The 20,471-nt window shown below is 47.0% G+C and carries 13 protein-coding genes; 7 read left to right on the top strand and 6 right to left on the bottom strand.

The features are described from left to right. Positions 1 to 146: 146 nt before the first annotated feature. Positions 147 to 3,575 (bottom strand): response regulator, encoded by a 3,429-nt coding sequence (locus tag QUB68_RS22890; RefSeq protein ID WP_332996745.1) that lies wholly within the window; start codon positions 3,573 to 3,575, stop codon positions 147 to 149. A gap of 118 nt (positions 3,576 to 3,693) precedes the next feature. Then, positions 3,694 to 4,125, bottom strand: a complete 432-nt coding sequence (locus QUB68_RS22885; protein WP_332996743.1) for a response regulator — start codon at positions 4,123 to 4,125, stop codon at positions 3,694 to 3,696. Positions 4,126 to 4,559: 434 nt separating this feature from the next. Here QUB68_RS22885 and purC point away from each other — a divergent pair, with 434 nt between their 5' ends. The 7 genes from purC to QUB68_RS22850 all read left to right on the top strand — a co-directional run bounded on the left by purC (position 4,560) and on the right by QUB68_RS22850 (position 13,597). Further along, positions 4,560 to 5,288 (top strand): phosphoribosylaminoimidazolesuccinocarboxamide synthase, encoded by a 729-nt coding sequence (purC, locus tag QUB68_RS22880; protein WP_332996741.1) that lies wholly within the window; start codon positions 4,560 to 4,562, stop codon positions 5,286 to 5,288. A gap of 330 nt (positions 5,289 to 5,618) precedes the next feature. Next, complete coding sequence (locus QUB68_RS22875) at positions 5,619 to 8,033, top strand: BamA/TamA family outer membrane protein (protein ID WP_332996740.1); 2,415 nt, start codon at positions 5,619 to 5,621, stop codon at positions 8,031 to 8,033. A 267-nt stretch (positions 8,034 to 8,300) separates the two neighbouring features. Next, entirely contained in the window at positions 8,301 to 9,155 is an 855-nt protein-coding gene (gene lpxC, locus QUB68_RS22870) for a UDP-3-O-acyl-N-acetylglucosamine deacetylase (RefSeq protein ID WP_332996739.1), read from the top strand. A gap of 103 nt (positions 9,156 to 9,258) precedes the next feature. Then, on the top strand, positions 9,259 to 9,780 hold the full coding sequence (fabZ, locus tag QUB68_RS22865; protein ID WP_332996737.1) for a 3-hydroxyacyl-ACP dehydratase FabZ: 522 nt from the start codon (positions 9,259 to 9,261) through the stop codon (positions 9,778 to 9,780). Between the two features lie 191 nt (positions 9,781 to 9,971). Then, a complete protein-coding gene (gene lpxA, locus QUB68_RS22860; RefSeq protein ID WP_332996735.1) occupies positions 9,972 to 10,766 on the top strand; it encodes an acyl-ACP--UDP-N-acetylglucosamine O-acyltransferase in 795 nt (264 codons plus the stop codon). Between the two features lie 369 nt (positions 10,767 to 11,135). Further along, positions 11,136 to 12,308: a lipid-A-disaccharide synthase gene (gene lpxB / locus QUB68_RS22855; RefSeq protein ID WP_332996732.1), complete on the top strand. Its 1,173-nt coding sequence runs from the start codon at positions 11,136 to 11,138 to the stop codon at positions 12,306 to 12,308. 23 nt (positions 12,309 to 12,331) lie between these two features. Then, entirely contained in the window at positions 12,332 to 13,597 is a 1,266-nt protein-coding gene (locus tag QUB68_RS22850) for a DNA cytosine methyltransferase (RefSeq protein WP_332996730.1), read from the top strand. Between the two features lie 236 nt (positions 13,598 to 13,833). On the opposite strand, the gene QUB68_RS22845 is transcribed toward QUB68_RS22850, so the two are convergent. The 4 genes from QUB68_RS22845 to QUB68_RS22830 all read right to left on the bottom strand — a co-directional run bounded on the left by QUB68_RS22845 (position 13,834) and on the right by QUB68_RS22830 (position 20,456). Then, positions 13,834 to 14,205, bottom strand: a complete 372-nt coding sequence (locus QUB68_RS22845; protein ID WP_332996729.1) for a four helix bundle protein — start codon at positions 14,203 to 14,205, stop codon at positions 13,834 to 13,836. 128 nt (positions 14,206 to 14,333) lie between these two features. Continuing rightward, positions 14,334 to 15,665: an adenylate/guanylate cyclase domain-containing protein gene (locus tag QUB68_RS22840; RefSeq protein WP_332996727.1), complete on the bottom strand. Its 1,332-nt coding sequence runs from the start codon at positions 15,663 to 15,665 to the stop codon at positions 14,334 to 14,336. 419 nt (positions 15,666 to 16,084) lie between these two features. Further along, a complete protein-coding gene (locus tag QUB68_RS22835) occupies positions 16,085 to 17,104 on the bottom strand; it encodes a chemotaxis response regulator protein-glutamate methylesterase (RefSeq protein WP_332996725.1) in 1,020 nt (339 codons plus the stop codon). Positions 17,105 to 17,474: 370 nt separating this feature from the next. Next, positions 17,475 to 20,456, bottom strand: a complete 2,982-nt coding sequence (locus QUB68_RS22830) for a hybrid sensor histidine kinase/response regulator (RefSeq protein ID WP_332996724.1) — start codon at positions 20,454 to 20,456, stop codon at positions 17,475 to 17,477. Positions 20,457 to 20,471: the final 15 nt, after the last annotated feature.

Raw genomic sequence — 20,471 nt, 5'->3', positions numbered from 1 at the left:
AGATAAACTCATCGATTTTTTACATTAACCGCAGATAACACAGAGGAAACTGAGCCGTAGGGTGCGTCAGGGAGAACATTCTTCGTCTGTTGTCAAAAAAATCCGCCCTGACGCATTCTACAATAACTAAAAGACAGACTTAAATATTAACCAAACATTCGAGTTTCCACAAATTCTCGAACGCGGGCTAAATGACTCGACAAACTTACTAATATGTTTTCAACCCCCTCAATAGTTAACAATTCCTCCCCTGGCGGTTCAGATTGAAAGCCTCGCGCTTGATGCTCCAATTGTGCGGCTAAATCCGACATCAGAGCAACTCCCACATTAGCAGCAGTTCCCTTGAGACGGTGTGCTTGATATTCCACAGCTTGCCAATCTTTAGCTTCTACGGCAATTTTGGCAGCAGCCACATCAGCCTGTGCGTTTCCCACAAATGCTTGCAAAAGCCGATCGGGCAATTTAACATTAACCCGTCCCAGTTGCTGCAATCGGTTCCTGTCGAACAGTCCGTCGCAGTCCGCGTGTTCCCAAGTTTGAAGTACGCGCGGCGAAGCTATCGGGTAGGGAATCGCCCTTGGTGCAGGCACTGCCACAACCTCCGCTTTTTCCAAAACTTCTGTATAATTTGTTTCTAATTGAGGACGATCTTCCAAATTAATGCTTTTAACTCCATACTTATTTTCCAACTCAAAATTTTGGGATTCATACTTTTTGAGCACCGTCGCCAAAGCATCTAAATCTACAGGTTTGCTGAGATAATCGTCCATCCCAGCCGCCAGACACTTTTCTCGTTCCCCCGGCATTGCGTGAGCAGTTAAAGCAATCACAAAAGTATGCCGATCGCCCTTTTCTCGTTCCCTCAACTTTTTCGCCGTTTCATAACCGTCAAGTACAGGCATTTGACAGTCCATTAACACCAAATCATAGCCCTTTTGTGCCAGCAAATCCAGCGCCTCTTGACCGTTAGCCGCACAGTCAGCATCATAGCCTAAAGCTGCCAACTGTTCGACAATCACTTGTTGATTGATCGGGTGGTCTTCCGCCAGGAGGATTCTCAGCGCTGAGGGGGAATTGGGAGTAATATATTGAGAATCAACTGCTGGGAAATTGCAAGTATTAACTGCCTCCAAGCTATCATCATTTATCGGGGTCAGCAAAGCTTCAAGCAAGCGGGAAGGCCGCACGGGCTCGATCAAATAGCCGCTAAAACCCACACCGCAAAGCGCTTCAGCTTTCGGCTGTTCCCGCAAAGCAGTCATGGCGATTAACGAGCCAACTGTTGAGAGCGATCGCACTTTCAAACCAAATTCCTCCGCATCCAAATCCGGCATTTGCAAATCCACAAGCACCGCATCGCAGCACTTTTCCCCTGACGCCGAATGCTCAGAAATCCCGCCCCGGGCATTTTGCAACCAAGTCAAAGCAGCAGCAGCAGTTTCTGCCTCGTCGCAGCGGGCACCCCAACTTTGAGCGAGCGATCGCACCGCCGCCCTTCTCAAAGCGCTTCCAGAGACTACTAACAGCTTCTTACCTGCAAGTTCGGCAGTCTGAGGCTCAACTTGCAACTGTTTTTCCAAAGGTACAGCAAACCAAAAAGTCGAACCGTTGCCGAGAAAACTGCGTACCCCAAGCTCACCTCCCATCATCTCCACTAACTGCTTGCAAATCGCCAAACCCAAACCCGTGCCGCCGTACAGCCTAGTCGGAGAAGCGTCTACCTGAGAAAAAGATTGAAACAGCTTTGTTTGCCCTTCCGGCGAAATTCCAATCCCAGTATCCCGCACCGAAAATAGCAATTTTGCGCCTTGTTTGCCATCGGCCAGTTGCTTGTCCCGCTTGACAGTTACGTGAACGAAAACTTGACCGCGATCGGTAAATTTTATGGCATTTCCCGTCAAATTCAGCAATATTTGCTTCAACCTGCCCGAGTCGCCCACCAACTTTCTCGGCACCGCACTGTCAACTAAAACATTCAATTCAATACCTTTTTCCTCAGCCAAAGACGCCACCATTTCTATCACCGATTCAATGCAGCTATCCAAATTAAAATCAGACTTCTCCAGCCGCATTTCTCCCGCTTCAATCTTAGAGAAATCGAGGATATCATTAATCACGCTCAGCAAATGTTCGGCACTGCGGTAAATAGTGTGAGCCCACTCCCGCTGTTTCGGTTCTAGATGAGCGCGCAGCAGCAATTCAGCCATGCCCAAAACCCCATTCATCGGAGTGCGAATTTCGTGACTCATGTTCGCCAAAAATTGCGACTTCACCCGGCTCGCTTCTAGGGCACTTTCCCGCGCTTCCACCAATTCATTAATCTTGTGTGCCACCATCACCATTCCCCCCACTTGGCCATCGGGATTGTACCAAGGGTGAGCTGCCCAGCGGAGGTACATCACAGAGCCGTCTGCTCGTTCCCAAGGATCTTCGCTCACAGAAACTAGCTCACCCTTTAACACTTGTTGATACAACATTTTCCAGCGATTTGGTGTATCTGGAAATAATTCGTAATGACTGAGGTGGGTCAGGGACTGCCACTCAAAATTAAATTGAGTCAGCCATTGGTTAGAGTTCGCTAAATAGCGCATTTCTGTATCGAACATCGCCATTGCTACGGGGGCGCAGGCAATAATTTGTTTCAGTTGCTGCCGTTCTCTTTCTACAGCATCTTCGGCTTGTTTGCGATCGGTAATGTCGCTAATCATGCCGGCCATCCGCAGCACTTTTCCTTGGGAATTCCGCTGAGCTTTTCCCTGAGAAGTGCAGTAGCGGTAAGCACCGGATGAGTGCAGCAGCCGGAATTCTACATTGTAGTCGATTTCTTGCTCTAAGTGAGCTGCGATCGCCCGGACGATGCCGTCCTTGTCTTCGGGGTGCAGGCGGCTGTAGAGAGCATCCATAGTGCTGCCAAATTGCTCCCGCGGCAAACCGATCATTTCCAAAAGGCGATCGTTCCAATAAACATCATTTTTACTTAAATCCCAATCCCAAATTCCGTCATTAACTCCCTCTAAAACTAACCTGTAGCGTTCCTCGCTTTCCTTAAGTTTTTGACTGGTATGAAACGCCTCAGATTCGGCGCGGTAAACGCGAAGGGCAGTGTGCAAACTGCGGGACAAACTCTCTGAAGACATCTTACCTTTAGCGATATAATCAGAAGCTCTAGCCTTCATCAATTTTACAGCAATTTCTTCGTCCCCTTGACCGGTGAGTACAATTAAGGGAACTTTCAGTCCCGATTCCCGTACAGCTTTCACCAAAGTCAGTCCGTCTCCGTCAGGCAAGCGGTAGTCGAGGAATACGCAGTCAAATTTGCAGTCAAATATCTGATTTAACAGCAGAGATTTCTCTGTCTCCTCAACCTCGCTTAAATGTTGAGATTGATCTAGTTTGGATAGTTTGGCGATCGCAGTGCTATAATTTTGGCTGACCGAGAGTTTTGCCATGGCCTCGGCGCAGTCTTCTGCTTCAGTAACTTCTACCGAAATCCCAGCGGACTTGAGGTAGCGTTTCACCGCCATCCGATCGACTTCATCGTCATCAACTATCAGAATTTTAATAAGTTTGTCCATAAAAACCGAATCGTGGATTAATCCGAAAAAGCTGCGGCCTACAAAAAAATGTAAAAGAAATGCACCCTGAAACATTACAACAGCCACATTGAATTTTTTCTGTTAAGTTTTACCTAAATCAGGGAATCTCGCTCAGCATCCAGTATTTGTTGAGGGTAGCCATAACTTCCACAAAGTTAGAAAAAGTGACAGGCTTAAGAATATAGCCAGCTACATTCAAATTATAAGCTTCTACCTTATCTCTATCTTCATTAGAAGTTGTGAGGACGATCACGGGAATCGACCTCAAACTTTCATCCAGCCGCAATTCTCGCAAAAACTCGATGCCGTTCATTTTCGGCATATTCAAGTCCAGCAAAATCAAGCGGCGCGCTTGAGGCATTGCAGGCTCTATTTTGCCTTCTTGGCGCAATATAGCCAGAGCTTCTAATCCGTTTGAAGCCATGTATAGGGGATTGACGATGTTACTTTTTTTGAACGCGCGGCGGACGTTCATCACATCAACCTCATCATCCTCTACCAAAAGGATATGAATTTTTTTTTCTTCCATAAATCAGCCATTGTACAGATGTTTTTTAAGCGCCAGTATGCTTGGCTGGGTTCAGTCAGCACCGATCGCGAACCCAGCAGGTCTAATCTCTATTGTGCTTTGTCAAGAATCATTTATGCCTCAGCCGTTGGCGGTATATATCTAGAGGCGTACTCGCGCCAGGGAATTAAGGGCACAGGCTTGCGACCCCATCGAGCCAATCATCGCATTAACAGTTGACAGTTGACAGTTGACAGTTGACAGCGAAGTTTTTAGGCTGGGGCTTAAATCCCCTGTGATGCAGGTTAAAAAAAAGACTGCAACTGTAGGTCAGCTCGAAACCCATACATAATCAGTCGTTGCCAATTATTCAATCTAAAATAAAAAATCAAAAATGATATAATCCGCGATCGAGCTACTGTAAAAATTCCAACTAATCTAGATTATTAATCGCCATGTCACCCGATCGCAAACTCTACGAAGGCAAAGCCAAAATCCTCTACTCCACCGAAGACAACGAAATTTTGCTGACCCACTTCAAAGACGACGCCACAGCCTTTAACGCCCAGAAACGCGGCAGCATCGCCGGCAAAGGCGAAATCAACAATGCCATATCCGCCCACCTGTTTCGGATGCTAGAAGCCAAAGGCATACCCACCCACTTCATCGACACGCCCGCCCCCAACCAAATGCGAGTCTGCCGCGTCCAAATCTTGCCCTTAGAAGTCGTCGTCAGAAACATTGCCGCCGGCAGCCTGTGCAAACAAACCGGACTCGCCCTCGGCACAATTGTCAATCCGCCACTGGTCGAGTTTTATTATAAAAACGACGATTTGGGAGACCCGCTGTTGACAAAAGGCAGATTGCAATTAATGCAGCTAGCCACCCCGGAACAAGTAGACCAACTAGAAATCGCCGCCCGCGAAATCAACGAAATACTCAAAGAATTTTTCACCCAGTGCGGCATCACCCTGGTAGACTTCAAACTGGAATTCGGTATCGACCAACATCAAAATCTGATTCTCGCCGACGAAATCAGTCCCGACACTTGTCGCCTCTGGGACAACGCAGAAACCGACCCCGACGCCCGCGTGATGGACAAAGACCGATTCCGGCGCGACTTGGGATCGGTAGAAACCGCTTACCAGCAAGTTCTCCAGCGGGTTCTAGCTCAGAAAGTCTAGAGGCTTGAAATGCGGTACAATTGCACAGTTTGTCACCCTTCTGCTTTCGATGTCAGCAATCAGCGGTCAACAGTCATCAATTAACGGTCAGTCGATTTGAGATTTGAGATTTGAGATTTGAGATTTACTTGCAGCTTTGAATCTGGGAGCTTGAACCTTAGTCTAAAATGTTTGACTCGACCCTCATCAGTGTCGGGGGCTTGTATCCGTTTTTGGGATCAGCGCGAAATTCAACCGACTTAATCACTAATGGCTAATGGCTAATGACTAATGACTAATGACTAATGACGAATAATGTGGTGTGTGGATTGCCCAAAAAAGTGAACAAAAATGCGCTTATCTGCTGTATTGGTGGCAGTTTTTACTGTCTCAGCAACATTCGGGTTATCAAATTCTGCAAGCGGCCAAACATCCTACTCTGAATCAGCAGAGGGGACTGTGGCCGCCGTTACCCCCGCCCCGTCGATCGAATTATCCGATCGCCCCGTTCCAGAATTAACCCAAAATCCTCCTCAAAACCGCAAAGCAGCTAAAAACAGCAAAGCGGAAGCCCTCAAAATAGTGGCGGCCCCTGGCAGAGGAGAGAACGACCGCGAACCCCAAAACCGAGTCACAGAACCGGCCTCCCCGGTTTCGCCTGCTGGACTTCAACTCAAACCCGAGCTAGAATCCAACTCATCCCCCGTCTCTAGCAGCCAAAATCCCCTGCCAGAGCAGCAACTGGGCAGCCTCATCCCCACATCGGAAGCCGCGGAAACGCCCGCCTGGGTTGCGGTAGAGCCTCGGAAACAGGACGAATCAGGGGCGATCGCTCAAAACCCCCAAATTCCCCCCAGACCTGCCCCAGCTAGACCTGCCCCAGCTAGACCTGCCCCGACCAGACCGCCAGCTAACACCCTTCCAACATTGCCCTCGGGCCCAGCAGCACCGCAGCCCAGACCAGCCCCCGCACCAGCCGGGGCTGCCGAACCGCAAGTGCTAGTGGCAGAAGTTACCATCACCGGGGCGACGGGAGACCTGCAAAGCGAGATTTACCGAGTCATCAGCACCCAACCGGGACGCACGACAAACCGCGCCCAACTGCAACAAGACATCAACGCCATTTTTGCCACGGGCTTTTTCAGAAACGTGCGCGCAGTACCGGAAGACACCCCGTTGGGCGTCCGGGTGACTTTTATCGTGCAGGCAAACCCGGTGCTGCGGGGAGTCAAAATCACCGGTCAGCAAGTGCTGCCCCAAACCGTAATTGACGACAGCTTCCGCGATCAATACGGCAAAATTCTCAACCTCCGTCGGTTTGAGGAGGGAGTGAAAAAAATTAATGCGTGGTATCAAGACAATGGCTATGTTTTGGGCCAAATCACTGATGCCCCGCAAGTAGCAGACGACGGCACTGTCACCCTGCTAGTGGCAGAAGGCCAGATTGAATCCGTTGATGTCCGCTTCCTGAACAAGGAGGGAGAGCCAACGGATGCCACCGGTCAGCCGATCGGAGGCAACACCCGCCGCTTTGTCATCACCCGCGAAGTAGAACTCAAGCCCGGAGACATCTTTAACCGCACTAAGGCGGAAAGGGATTTGAGGCGGGTATTTGGTTTGGGGATTTTTGAAGACGTGCGGCTTGCTTTGGAACCGGGCGCGACTGACCCCCGCAAGGCAAGGGTAATTGTCAACGTCATTGAGAAAAATACTGGTTCTCTGGCGGCGGGTGCGGGTTTGAGCTCGGCGACGGGTTTGTTCGGTACGCTGAGTTACCAGCAGCAAAACTTGTTCGGTAGAAACCAAAAATTGGGGGCTGAAGTACAACTCGGGGAACGCCAAACGCTGTTTGACTTGAGTTTTACTGACCCCTGGATTGCGGGCGATCCTTACCGCACTTCTTATACGATTAATGCGTTTAGCAGACGATCGATCAGCGTGATTTTTGACGGCGGCGATCGGGAAGTCTATTTGCCAAATGGCGATCGACCGCGCATCATCCGCACCGGCGCCGGCATCAATTTTACCCGTCCTCTGTCGCGCAATCCTTTTGCCGATTCTGAGTGGACTGCTTCAGTCGGCTTGCAGTACCAGCGAGTCTCAACTGCCGATCGCAAGGGCAGGCGCGTAGCCGAGGACGAACTCGGCAACCAGTTAAGTTTTAGCAATTCTGGCACCGACGACTTGACAACACTCCAAGCAGGTGCTGTGCGCGATCGGCGCAACGACCCCGTGCGCCCCACTAGCGGTTCCCTGCTCAGGTTTGGCGTCGAACAGTCTATTCCTGTAGGTTCCGGAAACATCCTGCTCAACCGCCTGCGCGCCAGCTACAACTTTTACCTACCAGTCAAGTACACCAACTTTACCCCTGGCCCCCAAACCTTGGCATTCAGTTTTAAAGCCGGCACCATATTCGGAGATTTGCCTCCCTACGAAGCTTTTGCTTTGGGCGGCGCCAACTCGGTGCGCGGATACAACGAAGGCGACCTGGGAGCCGGCCGCAGCTTCCTAGAAGGCAGCGTTGAGTATCGTTTCCCGATTATTTCGTTTATCGGCGGAGCGCTATTTTTGGATGCTGGCACCGATTTGGGCACGGGCAAAGATGTCCCGGGCGACCCGGCCGGTGTCCGCAGAAAGCCCGGTAGCGGTTACGGTTACGGCCTCGGCGTGCGGATTCAATCTCCGTTAGGGCCGATCCGGATCGATTACGGTATCAACGACAGCGGTGACAATCAAATTCACTTTGGGATTGGCGAGCGATTCTAATTGGGAATTGGGAATTGGGCATTGGGAATTGGGCTTTGGACATGGGAAATTGGGCATTGGCCACTCGTACTGAGCGTAGTCGAAGTATTGGGCATTGGACATTTAGAATTGGTAATTGGTAGCAATTAACGAATAACTAATAACCAATAACCAATAACCAATAACCAATTACCGATGCCCAATAACCAATTACCAATTACCAATTACCGATGCCCAATTCCCCATGCCCCATCCCTCCGCTTCGCTTCGCCCAATTCCCAATAACTAATGACTCAACGTACCTTAAAAGCTGAATTTGAACTGTCAGGAATCGGTTTGCACAGCGGCGAACCAACTCGCGTCCGAGTCTTGCCTGCTGCGGTTGGGGAAGGCCGTTATTTTGTCAGAACTGATTTGCCCGGTGCTCCGATCGTTCCGGCAAAAATTGAGGCGGTTGGTCAGACTGCACTTTCGACTGAACTCGTAGGTATCGATGCTCAAATTCGCACTGTAGAGCATCTCTTAGCCGCTTTGGCGGGGATGGGAGCGGATAATGCTCGAATTGAGGTTGATGGGCCCGAAGTGCCGCTGCTGGACGGTTCGGCTCTGGTTTGGGTTGAGGCGATCGCCCATACCGGCTTAATTCCTCAAGAATGCCAGGAAGACTCTCATCCGTCATTCGTTGTTGCAGAGCCTGTGTGGGTGCGTCACGGCGATGCTTTTGTTGCGGCCCTGCCGTCAGCGGAAACTCGGTTTAGCTACGGAATTGATTTTGAGGAACAGGCGATCGGCAATCAATGGTACAGTTGGTCGCCAGAGGTAGAAAGTTTTGCTAGCGCGATCGCCCCAGCCCGCACTTTTGGACTTGCCCGCCAAGTTGACCAATTGCGACAAGCAGGTTTGATCAAAGGTGGTACCCTAGAGAACGCCTTAGTTTGCGATCGCTCCGGCTGGCTCAACCCGCCCTTGAGATTTGCCAACGAACCAGTGCGCCATAAAATCTTAGACTTAGTAGGCGACCTCAGTCTGCTGAGAACTTTGCCAAAAGCTCACTACTTGGCTTACAAAGCCAGTCACAACCTGCACGTCCAACTCGCCAAAGCCCTGAACTCCCAAGCTTGGGCAGTGCTACACGCAAGTTAGGCATAAAAAGTTCTAGCCAATTTACAGTTATAGTTTACAGTTAGAATTCACAACCCAAGACGCAATCCCTTGCGTTTTTACCACACTCAAAAGTCTTCAAGCAATGTCCACGCTGACTGAAGTTAACACCCTCAACACTGCTAATTCTGAATCCGTTCCCACCGAAAACGGTAAAGATTCTCCAGCGGTTAAATCTACTTTTACTATCGAAGAAATCCAGAAAATATTGCCTCACCGCTATCCTTTTGCCCTGGTAGACAAGATTGTTGATTATGTGCCGGGAGTGCGGGCTGTAGGAATCAAAAATGTGACTTTCAACGAACCACATTTTCAAGGGCATTTTCCCGGAAGGCCGATTATGCCTGGGGTATTAATTGTCGAAGCGATGGCTCAAGTTGGCGGTATTGTTCTCGCTCAGTTACCCGACATCGAGCAAGGATTGTGGATGTTTACCGGGATTGATAAAGTCAAGTTCCGCCGTCAGGTTGTACCGGGCGATCAGTTGCTGATGACTCTAGAATTGCTGTGGGTAAAACGCCGCCGCTTCGGAAAAATGCAGGCGATTGCTGAAGTGGACGGACAAAAAGTCTGTGAAGGAGAATTGACGTTTTCGATGGTAGATTAAATTTGCTAATCAGGAATGGAGAATGGGGAATTGGTAATGGGAATCGACAATGGGTAATAGCTAACAACTAAAAACGGTTGGGCGAATTATCAATTACCAATTATCAATTACCAATTATCAATTACTAATTATCAATTACCAATTATCAATTACCAATTATCAATTACCAATTACCAGCAAAGAACTGACAAATGCTTACTTTGATTCACCCAACTGCTGTGATTCATCCCCGCGCCGAACTCCACCCGACTGTAGAAGTGGGCGCTTATGCTGTAATTGGGGAAAGAGTGAAAATCGGGCCGGAAACTAAGATTGGCGCTCATGCAATTATCGACGGGCTAACAGAAATAGGCGCTCGAAATCAAATTTTCCCCGGTGCGGCGATTGGTTTAGAACCTCAAGATTTGAAGTACGAAGGTTCTCTGACTAGGGTGACAATTGGCGACAACAATCTGATTCGGGAATACGTGACAATCAACCGCGCTACTGGAGCCGGAGAAAGCACCACAATTGGCAATCATAATCTATTGATGGCCTATGTTCATGTTGGTCATAATTGCGATATTGCCGATCGAGTAATCATCGCCAATGCCGTAGCCCTAGCCGGACACGTCAAAATCGAGTCTCAAGCCCGATTGAGCGGTGTTTTGGGCGTACACCAGTTTGTCCACATCGGCCGCCTATCTATGATCGGTGGCTTGAGCAGGATCGATCGAGATGTGCCTCCTTATATGCTAATCGAGGGGAATCCTTCGAGAGTCCGAGCTCTCAACAAAATAGGCCTCGAACGCGCAGGTTTGACTCCAGAAGATTTGCTAGTCTTGAAGAAAACTTTTCGGATTTTATACCATTCTGGCTACACTCTCAATCAAGCTTTGGAACAGTTGGATTTGTTGCCAGAAAACCCGCACTTGCTGCACCTGCGGAGATTTGTACAGCAGTCTGTCAGCAAAGGGCGGCGCGGTTTGATTCCTAGCAAGAAATAATACCAATTATGAAAATCATGCAAGAGTATTTCTAGGGTGTGTCGCCATGAAAAATCTATACATTTTATCGACTTTTCGATCTGCGACGCACCTGACACTTCGGGCCTGTCGAAGCAAGCGAAATTTTGTTTTGTAGCAAGATTTTTTATAATGAGACCTCTTGTACTCATTCGGTTTCTGATCTTGAAATTATCTGCGTTAATCTGCGTTAATCTGCCTCAAATCTGCGGTTGACTGGCTCTATCAAAGATTTAGGCAATCTTGTCTAATCACTATTGCACTGTACGAATATGCCAGATCAATACGATGCTGTGACTGAATTATTACAACAAATATCACCGGTTTAAAGTCAGAGTTTAATTAACAAATATGAAAATTTTCATCAGCACTGGTGAGGTTTCTGGCGATTTGCAAGGATCTTTGTTAGTTGCTGCCTTAAAACGTCACGCTGTCGCCACTGGTTTGGAGTTAGAAATAACTGCATTGGGCGGCCCGCAAATGGCGGAAGCTGGGGCTACTATTTTAGGCGATACTGTAGGCATTGGTTCTATGGGTATTATAGAATCGATACCGTATATTTGGCCAACGATCGCAGTTCAGCAAATAGCTAAACAATATCTCAAAAAATCACCCCCCGATGTGGTTGTATTGATTGATTATTTGACTCCAAATCTCGGTATTGGTAGCTACATTCGCCGCTATTTGCCTGATATGCGTGTGGTTTGGTACATCGCACCTCAAGAATGGGTTTGCTCGATTTCTCCTCGCAATACTGAATTGATTATCAATATTGCCGATCGAATTTTGGCGATTTTCCCCGAGGAAGCTTGTTATTATCAGAAAAAAGGAGCTGCTGTGAGTTGGGTTGGTCATCCTTTGGTGGATAGAATGCAATCTGCACCCAGCCGGGAAGTTGCCCGCCAAACTTTGGGAATTGACCCGGAACAGGTGTCAGTCGCCCTAATTCCCGCTTCTAGGAAGCAAGAACTCAAGTACCTGATGCCGGTTATATTTGAGGCTGCTCAAATTATTCAAGCTAAATTGCCGCAAGTTCATTTCTGGATTCCGCTTTCTCAAGCAGCTTTCCGCAGCAAAATCGAACAGGCGATCGAGAATTACGGTTTGCGGGCTACTTTGTTAGAAAATCAAACTCTGGAAATCTTGGCGGCTGCCGATCTGGCTATTACCAAATCTGGTACTGTTAATTTAGAGCTGGCTTTGCTCGACGTTCCGCAAGTTGTCGCCTACCGCGTTAGTCGAATTACGGCGATTATTGCTCGCCACGTGCTGAAATTGTCGATTCCTTTTATCTCTCCGCCCAATTTAGTGCACATGAAGCCGATTGTCCCGGAGTTGCTGCAAGACGAGGCGACTGTAGAAAATATTGTCAGCCACGCACTGGAATTGCTGCAAAATGCCGATCGACGCCAGCAAATAAAAGCGGGTTATCGGGAAATGCGCGAAAGTCTCGGAGATGTCGGTGTGTGCGATCGCGCGGCTGCCGAAATCATCAAAAATGTTAAATTAAATACAGCTTCTTAAAGCAATTTTAGTATAGAAATGTTATGCCAAGCAATCGGAAAAAGCGACCGATCGCTGTTGATTTATTTGCAGGCGCAGGCGGCATGACGCTGGGCTTTGAACAAGCAGGTTTTGACGTACTTGCCTCAGTCGAAATTGACCCAATTCACTGCGCTACACACCAGTTTAATTTCCCGATGTGTTCTATTTTGTGCAAAGATGTCGCAGAACTCACAGGAGCGGAAATTCGGACAAAATCGGCGATCGGGCGGCGCCAGATAGACGTAGTAATCAGCGGCTCGCCCTGTCAAGGATTCTCGCTGATGGGGAAGCGCGATGTAGACGATCCGCGAAATTCTCTAATTTTCCACTTTCAGCGCTTGGTTTTAGAGTTAAAACCCAAGTTTTTTGTGATGGAAAATGTGCCGGGAATTGTGGCTGGCCCGCACAAAGAACTCCTGAATCTTTTAATTAGCTCTTTTCTGGAAGCAGGCTATCAAGTAGAAGAAAACTACCAAGTTCTCAACGCCGCTCATTACGGAGTGCCGCAAGCTCGCAAACGATTGTTTCTGATTGGGTGCAAAGAAGGCTATGAACTACCAAAATATCCTCAGCCAACTACTTTCCTGCCGAAAAAGAAACTTCCTAAACGCTATAAGAAAGTTAATTTACCCGCTGTCCCGACAGTTTGGGATGCGATTGGAGATTTGCCGGAAGTGGAAATTTACAGCGAGTTGCTGCACCGAGATTGGGTAGTGGCGGAGTACGGAGATTGCAGCAATGATTACGCGAGTATAATGCGCGGCATCGATGATTTGGATGATGATTATTCTTACGATCGCCAGTACGATCGGCAAATCCTCTCTTCTAGCCGGCGCACCAAACATTCTCCCGAATGTATGGAAAGGTTTGCAGCAGCCAAACACGGCGAAAAAGAGCCGATTACCCGTTTTTACAAGCTGCACCCCGACGGAGTTTGCAACACTCTCAGGGCTGGAACCGACAGGGCGAGGGGCGCTTATACTTCGCCAAGGCCGATTCACCCGATCGCCCCTCGGTGCATTACAGTCAGAGAAGCTGCGCGACTGCATTCCTACCCTGACTGGTTTAGATTTCACGTCACAAAATGGCACGGTTTCCGCCAAGTCGGAAATTCTGTACCGCCGCTATTGGCGAAAGCTGTAGCAGCGCAGATTATTAGCGCTTTGGGTGTGAAAGTAACTAAGCCGATTGTCAAGCTTCCAGGTGGAGATGATTCGCTACTTAAACTGAATTGGTCGGAAGCAGAACAATATTATCTACAAAGTTAATAAACTTTAATAATTGGTAATTGGTAATTGGTAATTGGTAATTGGTAATCGGGAATTGGTAATTGGTAATCGGGAATTGGGAATTGGTGATTGGTAATTGGTGATTTTTTATGTTTTATAGCGGTTCTCAACTTTCATGAGGTACTCGCCAGTTGTCTTACCAATTACAATTACCAATTATCAATCTGTACCTCACTCACTTAAGAATTGCTATATATACCCTGATTATTAATCAATTATTTTTCTTCATTGCTACCTATTGACTTTAGATAAGCATTAAGCTTCGGCGACAATTCATCAATTATTGGTTGGAATCTTTTTACCTCTTCACTTCCCACCAATTTTCTGGCATATGCTAGTCTCAAAAAGCTGATTGTTTCATACAAAGAACCTCTGGCAATCTTGACAAAACGCCGATTGTCTTGATAATTATATCGGCCACGTCCTTCTGCAATATTAGCGCAAACGCTATCGGCGGCGCGTACAAGTTGCTTCCCCATAGTATCTTTTGTAAAATAGTCCCATTTTTTGACGATAAACCAAACCTCATTTGCCAATTTTTCAGCCAACTTGTAAACATCCAAATCCTCAAAATCTGGTCTACTCATATCTCACACCCATCAATTAAGAATTCCCCATTCCCACTTACCAATTCCCAATTCCCAATTCCCAATTCCCAATTCCCAATTCCCAATTCCCAATTCCCAATTACCCATTCCCCATTACCCATTACCCATTAAAAATCAACTTCCAATCTTCCTTTCAACAAATAAGCAGCCATTTGTCCCTTACCTTTAACACTGATTAAACCGCGTTTTTCAAAATCATACTTGTTTTCTATGAGCAAATAAGTTGCTTCCGTAATCTGAATACCGTCGGGGATACCGTGAGATTCCATACGGGAAGCGGTATTTACCGTATCTCCCCACAGATCGTAAATAAACTTTTTCGTGCCGATAATTCCGGCTACGACTGGCCCGGAATGAATGCCGATGCGGATGCTGAGAGTGATGCCAAGCTTTTCTCTGTATGTGGCAATGGCTTCTTGCATATCTAGGGCCATTTCGGCGATCGCATCTCCGTGATCTTCTCTGGGATTTGGCAGTCCGGCTACTACCATATAACAGTCGCCAATAGTCTTTATTTTTTCTAAACCGTGCTTTTCGGCGAGTGCGTCGAATTTGGAAAATATATCGTTGAGTAAATGTACTAATTTTTTAGGCGATATCGATGCTGACAACTGGGTGAAGCCCACAATGTCAGCGAACATGACACTAACTGCTGCGAATTCGTCGGCGATTATGCCTTGTTCTTTTTTTAATCTTTCGGCGATCGCCTCTGGCAATATATTTAGTAACAACTCTTGAGATTTTTTTTGTTCTATCTCTAATTTTTGTAAATAATCCTGCATGGTTTGATAGGCGAGATTCCTTTCCAACAGGTGCATATAAGCTTTGGAGTGATAGCGGATTCTAGCTATGAGCTCGACTCGATCGGGCAATTTTACTAAATAATCGTTAGCGCCCAAGGAAAATGCTTGCGCTTTTAGTGAGGCTTCTTCTTTACTGGAGAGCACGATCATCGGAATGTCTCGCGTCAGCGAATTCGCTCGAAAAAAGCGCAGTAACTGCAATCCATCTATTTCTGGCATTACTAAATCTTGGAGGATTACTGTTGGCTTCACCTCTAATGCTTTATTAATGGCTTGAGCCGGATCGTTACAGTAATAAAATTTAATATCTTTTTCATTAGCAAGCATTCGGCGCACTGCTTCGCCGATTATTTCCTGATCGTCAACCAGTAAAACTGTGACAGTGTATTCGCTCAAGCTGGATATTTTTTTTTGGGCTGAATTTAAGGGGAAATTTAAGTCAATAGAATGGGGGCTGCTATCGAATTTGATGTTACTGACAATGGCGCTATCTCTGGCTGTAACTGCATTTTTTCTATCGTTTCCCCTATCCTTAAACTTTAACGTTACCAGGTTGCCGTTGAATGCTTGGATTTCTGGTTGATTTACTGCTTCATGGCGATCGACTTCCATAGCCTGAGAGTGAGTTAAGTTCATAACTGGATCTGGCAACAGCCATTGTCTGGAGAGGCTCAAAACTTTTACTTAATATTTTTTAAATTGTCAATAGCGACCCGGTGTTATTTAAGTACCCTTACCAGGTGATAATACCAGGTTTGTAAAATGCTACAAGCTGATTTTTGTAAAATCTTTACACAGCCTAGCACGCTTGATTTTTATTGCAACCGCTGCGATCGCTAATTTTGGGGTCAGCGGGCTTCGGCGCTGCTTACAGTTACCGAGTGCCCTCCGCGCAGAAGCCCGCGAAACTACGGACTTCTGCAAGATACAAGCACGATCGACAAAATCCCAAAACACCACCCCATAGATAGATGATCCTCGGCGAAAGTCTCGCACGTCATCGGCCATTGTGCTCAAGACCTTAAGCCATATGGCCCAAACATCTGTAATAATTTCTACACTAAATATTTGATGCAGGCTGGGGCGATCGCCTCAATTGGTAAAACCTGCACAGCCGCATTCAACTCGGCCGCCGCTTTCGGCATCCCATAAACTACTGAGGTAGCCCGATCTTGGGCGATTGTGTGCCAGCCGGCCGATCGCAAAACCTTGAGTCCTTTAGCGCCATCTTTGCCCATGCCGGTTAACAGCACTGCCACCCCTTTACCCGGCCAGTGTTGGGCGACACTTTGAAAAAAAGTGTCTACTGACGGGCGGTAAGGATAGTCTAAAGGTTCCTTCGTATACTTAAGGGTTAAATTGGATTGTAATACTAAGTGGTCGTTAGTCGCGGCAATCACCACCTTACCGACTTCCAAAGGTCGATCGGCAACTGCCACACTCACCGACAACTTAGTTTTCTGACTCAGCCATTCTGCCAAACCAGGAGCAAACTCAGCATCTACGTGTTGGACGATCGCCACAGCCGCCGATAAATTTGCCGGTAAAGCCGATAGCAGAGTTGCCAAAGCTTGCGGCCCGCCAGTCGAAGAGCCGATCGCCAACAGCGGCGGAGTCAGGGATTTGGGAGTTGCGCTGTGAAATATAGAAGTTGAGTTACTTTTGCCAATCAATCTAGCGACTTTAGAAATAGTTTTTAACAATTCCAACCCGCCGCTTGGGGAATTGCCCATCAACCCCAAAATCGGCGTATTAATAGCATCCAAAGCTCCATATCCCATAGCTTCAAAAACCCTGCCGGCATTACCCGTTACCGAAGATGTCACCACCAGAATCGCGCAGGGAGATTGCTTCATAATCAGGCGCGTCGCCTCCACACCATCCATCACCGGCATAATCAAATCCATCAAAATCAAATCCGGGGTATTGCGGGCGCACTTTTCTACAGCCTCAGCCCCATTGCCAGCTATCCAAGCAATCTCATACTCCGGTACTGTCACCAAAACTCGACGCAAGGCTTCAGCAGCAATCAGCGTGTCGTTGACGATCGCTATTTTCATGTTGAAATTGGTCATATTTTTATTAATTTTCAGTTACAAGTAGTTAGCAGAGTCGGCTGATACAGTTTTTGAGGCTGAGAAATTTTCTTTAAAACAAAACTTGTAGGGTGAGTCAGCAAACAGGCTCTCAATTGCCGATCGATACTGTTCGGTTAACACTGTTTATTGCCCGGATATCCCCCTAAATTTCCCTTAAAAAGGGGGACTTTGAGCAATTTCTTGTCCCCCCCTTCTTAAGGGGGGTTAGGGGGGATCTCCGGGCTTCACCCAAGCGTATTGAATTATTGATTAAATTACGAACGATCGCGCACCATACCACTATTCATACCACATTTGGGTCTCATTTTTATTTTTTAATTAAAAAAACTTAACCAGAGATTTTTTTTCAAGCCTCACCTATTAAATCAACCACCGCCTTTAACAACGTATCGTCATGAAAACTGCTTTTAGTCAAATAATAATCCGCTCCCACTTCCAAGCCTCTAATTCTATCTTCCTCCCGGTCTTTGTAAGAAACAATAATTACCGGAATCGACTTTAAACCAGAATGATTTTTAATTTGACTAACCAGCTCGATTCCAGTCATGCGCGGCATATCAACATCGCTGATTACCAAGTCAAAACGCCCCGTGCGTAGAGCATTCCAACCGTCCATCCCATTAACAGCAATTTCAACTTCATATCCTTGATTTTCTAAAAGTTTTCGCTCTACTTCTCGGACAGTAATCGAATCATCCACTACCAAAACGCGCTTGCGAGTTGTTGATTCAGCAGTTTGTGCAGTTTGACTAACTTTTTGCAACCGAGATTCAGTCAACAGTTTATCAGTCGATCGAACCAAATCTTCAACATCGATAATCAGCACCGGCGAACCGTCTTCCATAAAAGCAGCGGCGCTGATATCCGCTACCTTACCCAAACGCGGATCTAAAGGCCTGACAACTAAATCGCGTTCGCCCAAAAACTTATCTACAGCTAAACCGTAACTGCTAGATCGATCGCTGACAACGATCACGGGTACCACATCCAACTTCTGAAGCGGCGGCGGTAATTCCAACACTTGATAAGCTGTCACCAAACCAATGTTTTGGTCGTCCATAGTAAAATACTGTCGGTTTTCGGCGATCGCAATCTCAGCACTCTCAACCATCAAAATGCGATCGATCCGAGTCAGCGGAAAAGCATAAGGTTCCCCCGAAATTTCCACCAACAGCGTCCGAATTACCGACAGAGTTAGCGGCAACTGCAAATGAAAACTCATACCTTTTCCCGGCACAGATACCGCCCGCAGAATGCCACCAACCTCCTGCACCATGCTCTGCACAATATCCAAACCGACGCCGCGCCCCGAAATTTCCGTCACTTGACTAGCAGTAGAAAATCCCGGCAAAAATAGAAAATCCATCAGTTCCGGTTCCGTCAAATTCGCCGCCATTTCCGCACTCACCATACCTTTATTCACAATTTTTTGGCGCAGTTTTTCCGGTTCTATTCCCCAACCGTCATCCGAGACCGTAATTGACAGCATCCCGCCCCGGTGTGCAGCTTCCATCCGGATTTTACCTTCGGCCAGTTTCCCCGCAGCTAAACGCGCCTCGGGCATTTCGATACCGTGATCCAGAGCATTACGCAAAATGTGCGTCAGCGGTGCTTCTAATTTTTCTAAAATATCTCGATCGACCTGAGTAGATTTGCCAACAACTTCAAATTTTACTTGTTTGCCAAACAGTCGGGCTAAATCTCTCAGCATTCGCGGAAAAGCTTGCACGCCGTCGGCAAACGGTCGCATATTACTGGCAATAACCTCTCGGTACAAGCGGTCAGACAAGTTGGCAGAACGGCGGGCAAACAGTTCTAGTTCGTTTAGGCGATCGGACAAAATGTGGCGGCAATCATTAGCTTTTTTTCGAGCACTGCTGAGATAATCTTCCGACCGCTGATCCAGGACAGAATCGCCTAAAGATTCCTGCAACTTTTCCAGCAAATTATACAATTGTCCTTGATGCGTTCTCAGTTTCAATAATGAATCAGCAAACGGTTGCAGCCATTTTGCTTCTACTAAGGATTCGCCCGCCAAACCCATAATCCGGTTTAAGTTTTCCGCATTAACTCGCACTACGCGGTCAGCAGTTTTAGGTTTTTGAGCATTTTCCCTGAGATTGGCAGTTGCAGTTTTGCCGAGCGCCCTTTGAGTCGATAGTTGCTCTACAGTGACTGCGGTAGAGTTGCCAGTTTGGGAAATTTGACCGCTGGTTTCTGTTAGTTCAGCAGTAGTATTTTGAAGTTGTGGTTGCGCTGTCGGTGTTATTTGGGAATTAGTTTTATTGGCTGGTATTGCTACTTTTTCAGTTTTTGTCGCTTCAGAAATCAGATTGATAGCTGCGACAATGCGATCTATTTTTTGCTCTCCTTCTTCTAGCCAATTTTCTATTTCCAGAACCGGGATTTTCTGCATATCTTCCAGAACATTGACTCCGACAAGCAGACTATCAATTTGACTAACATTTAAGCTAGCTTTGTATTTTTGAAGTGCCACAAATGTATCTTCTATTGCCCCGGCAAGCTTGATAAGTTGGTTAAACTGAACTATTCTAGCAGCACCTTTAATTAAATGAGCAGATTTGAGCAGGGAGTCCAAGTCTAAGTATTCATTGGAATTATTTTTAAGAGCTAGTAAAGTTTGGTTTAACAGTATTGATTGCGATTCTACTTCTGCTAAAAACAAAGCTAACATGGGTAAATCAGTTTTTAGCAGCCGAGTTTCGGGAGTTTCAACCTGCGGCAACTCTGGCCATATTTTTTGATAAATATCTGAATTAGATTGTGGATAATCTGTTGTTTCTATGGTAAAATCAAGATAGGATTGCGAGGCCAGTTCTGGCGTAATTTGGCTCTCAAAAATTGTCTCTGGTTCTATTTGTTCTGCTTCAGATTGGCTGTCAAAATCTAATTGTTCGTTATTGATAATTGCTAAAATGGCAGTTTCTAAGCTTTCAACTTGCGATCGATTAATCGGGAGCCAATTTTCGATCTCCGTTTCCGGGATCTGGCTGATTTGGGCCAAAAGGTCGATCGCCCGCAGCATCACATCAATCTTATCTGGTGAGTCTAGAGCGATCGATCCCGACTGCGCCGCCACAAAGCAATCCTCCATCACATGAGCGACTCGCACAGCAGCATCCAGTCCCACAATCCGCGCCGCGCCCTTGAGAGAATGAGCCGCCCGCATCAAAGATTCCAGTTCAGCAGGAGAACTCGGGTTATTTTCCAGCGCCAAAATGTTCTCATTTAATATTTCTACTTGGCTGTCCGCCTCCATGCGAAATAAATCCATCATGGAGAAATTGCTCATATCTTGATTACTCATTTTTTATTACTCCTT

The sequence above is a fragment of the Microcoleus sp. A006_D1 genome, assembly GCF_036702805.1.
GTDB lineage: Bacteria > Cyanobacteriota > Cyanobacteriia > Cyanobacteriales > Microcoleaceae > Microcoleus.
The sequence above is the reverse complement of the archived record's forward strand: the minus strand, read 5'-3'. Positions and strand labels throughout refer to the sequence as shown.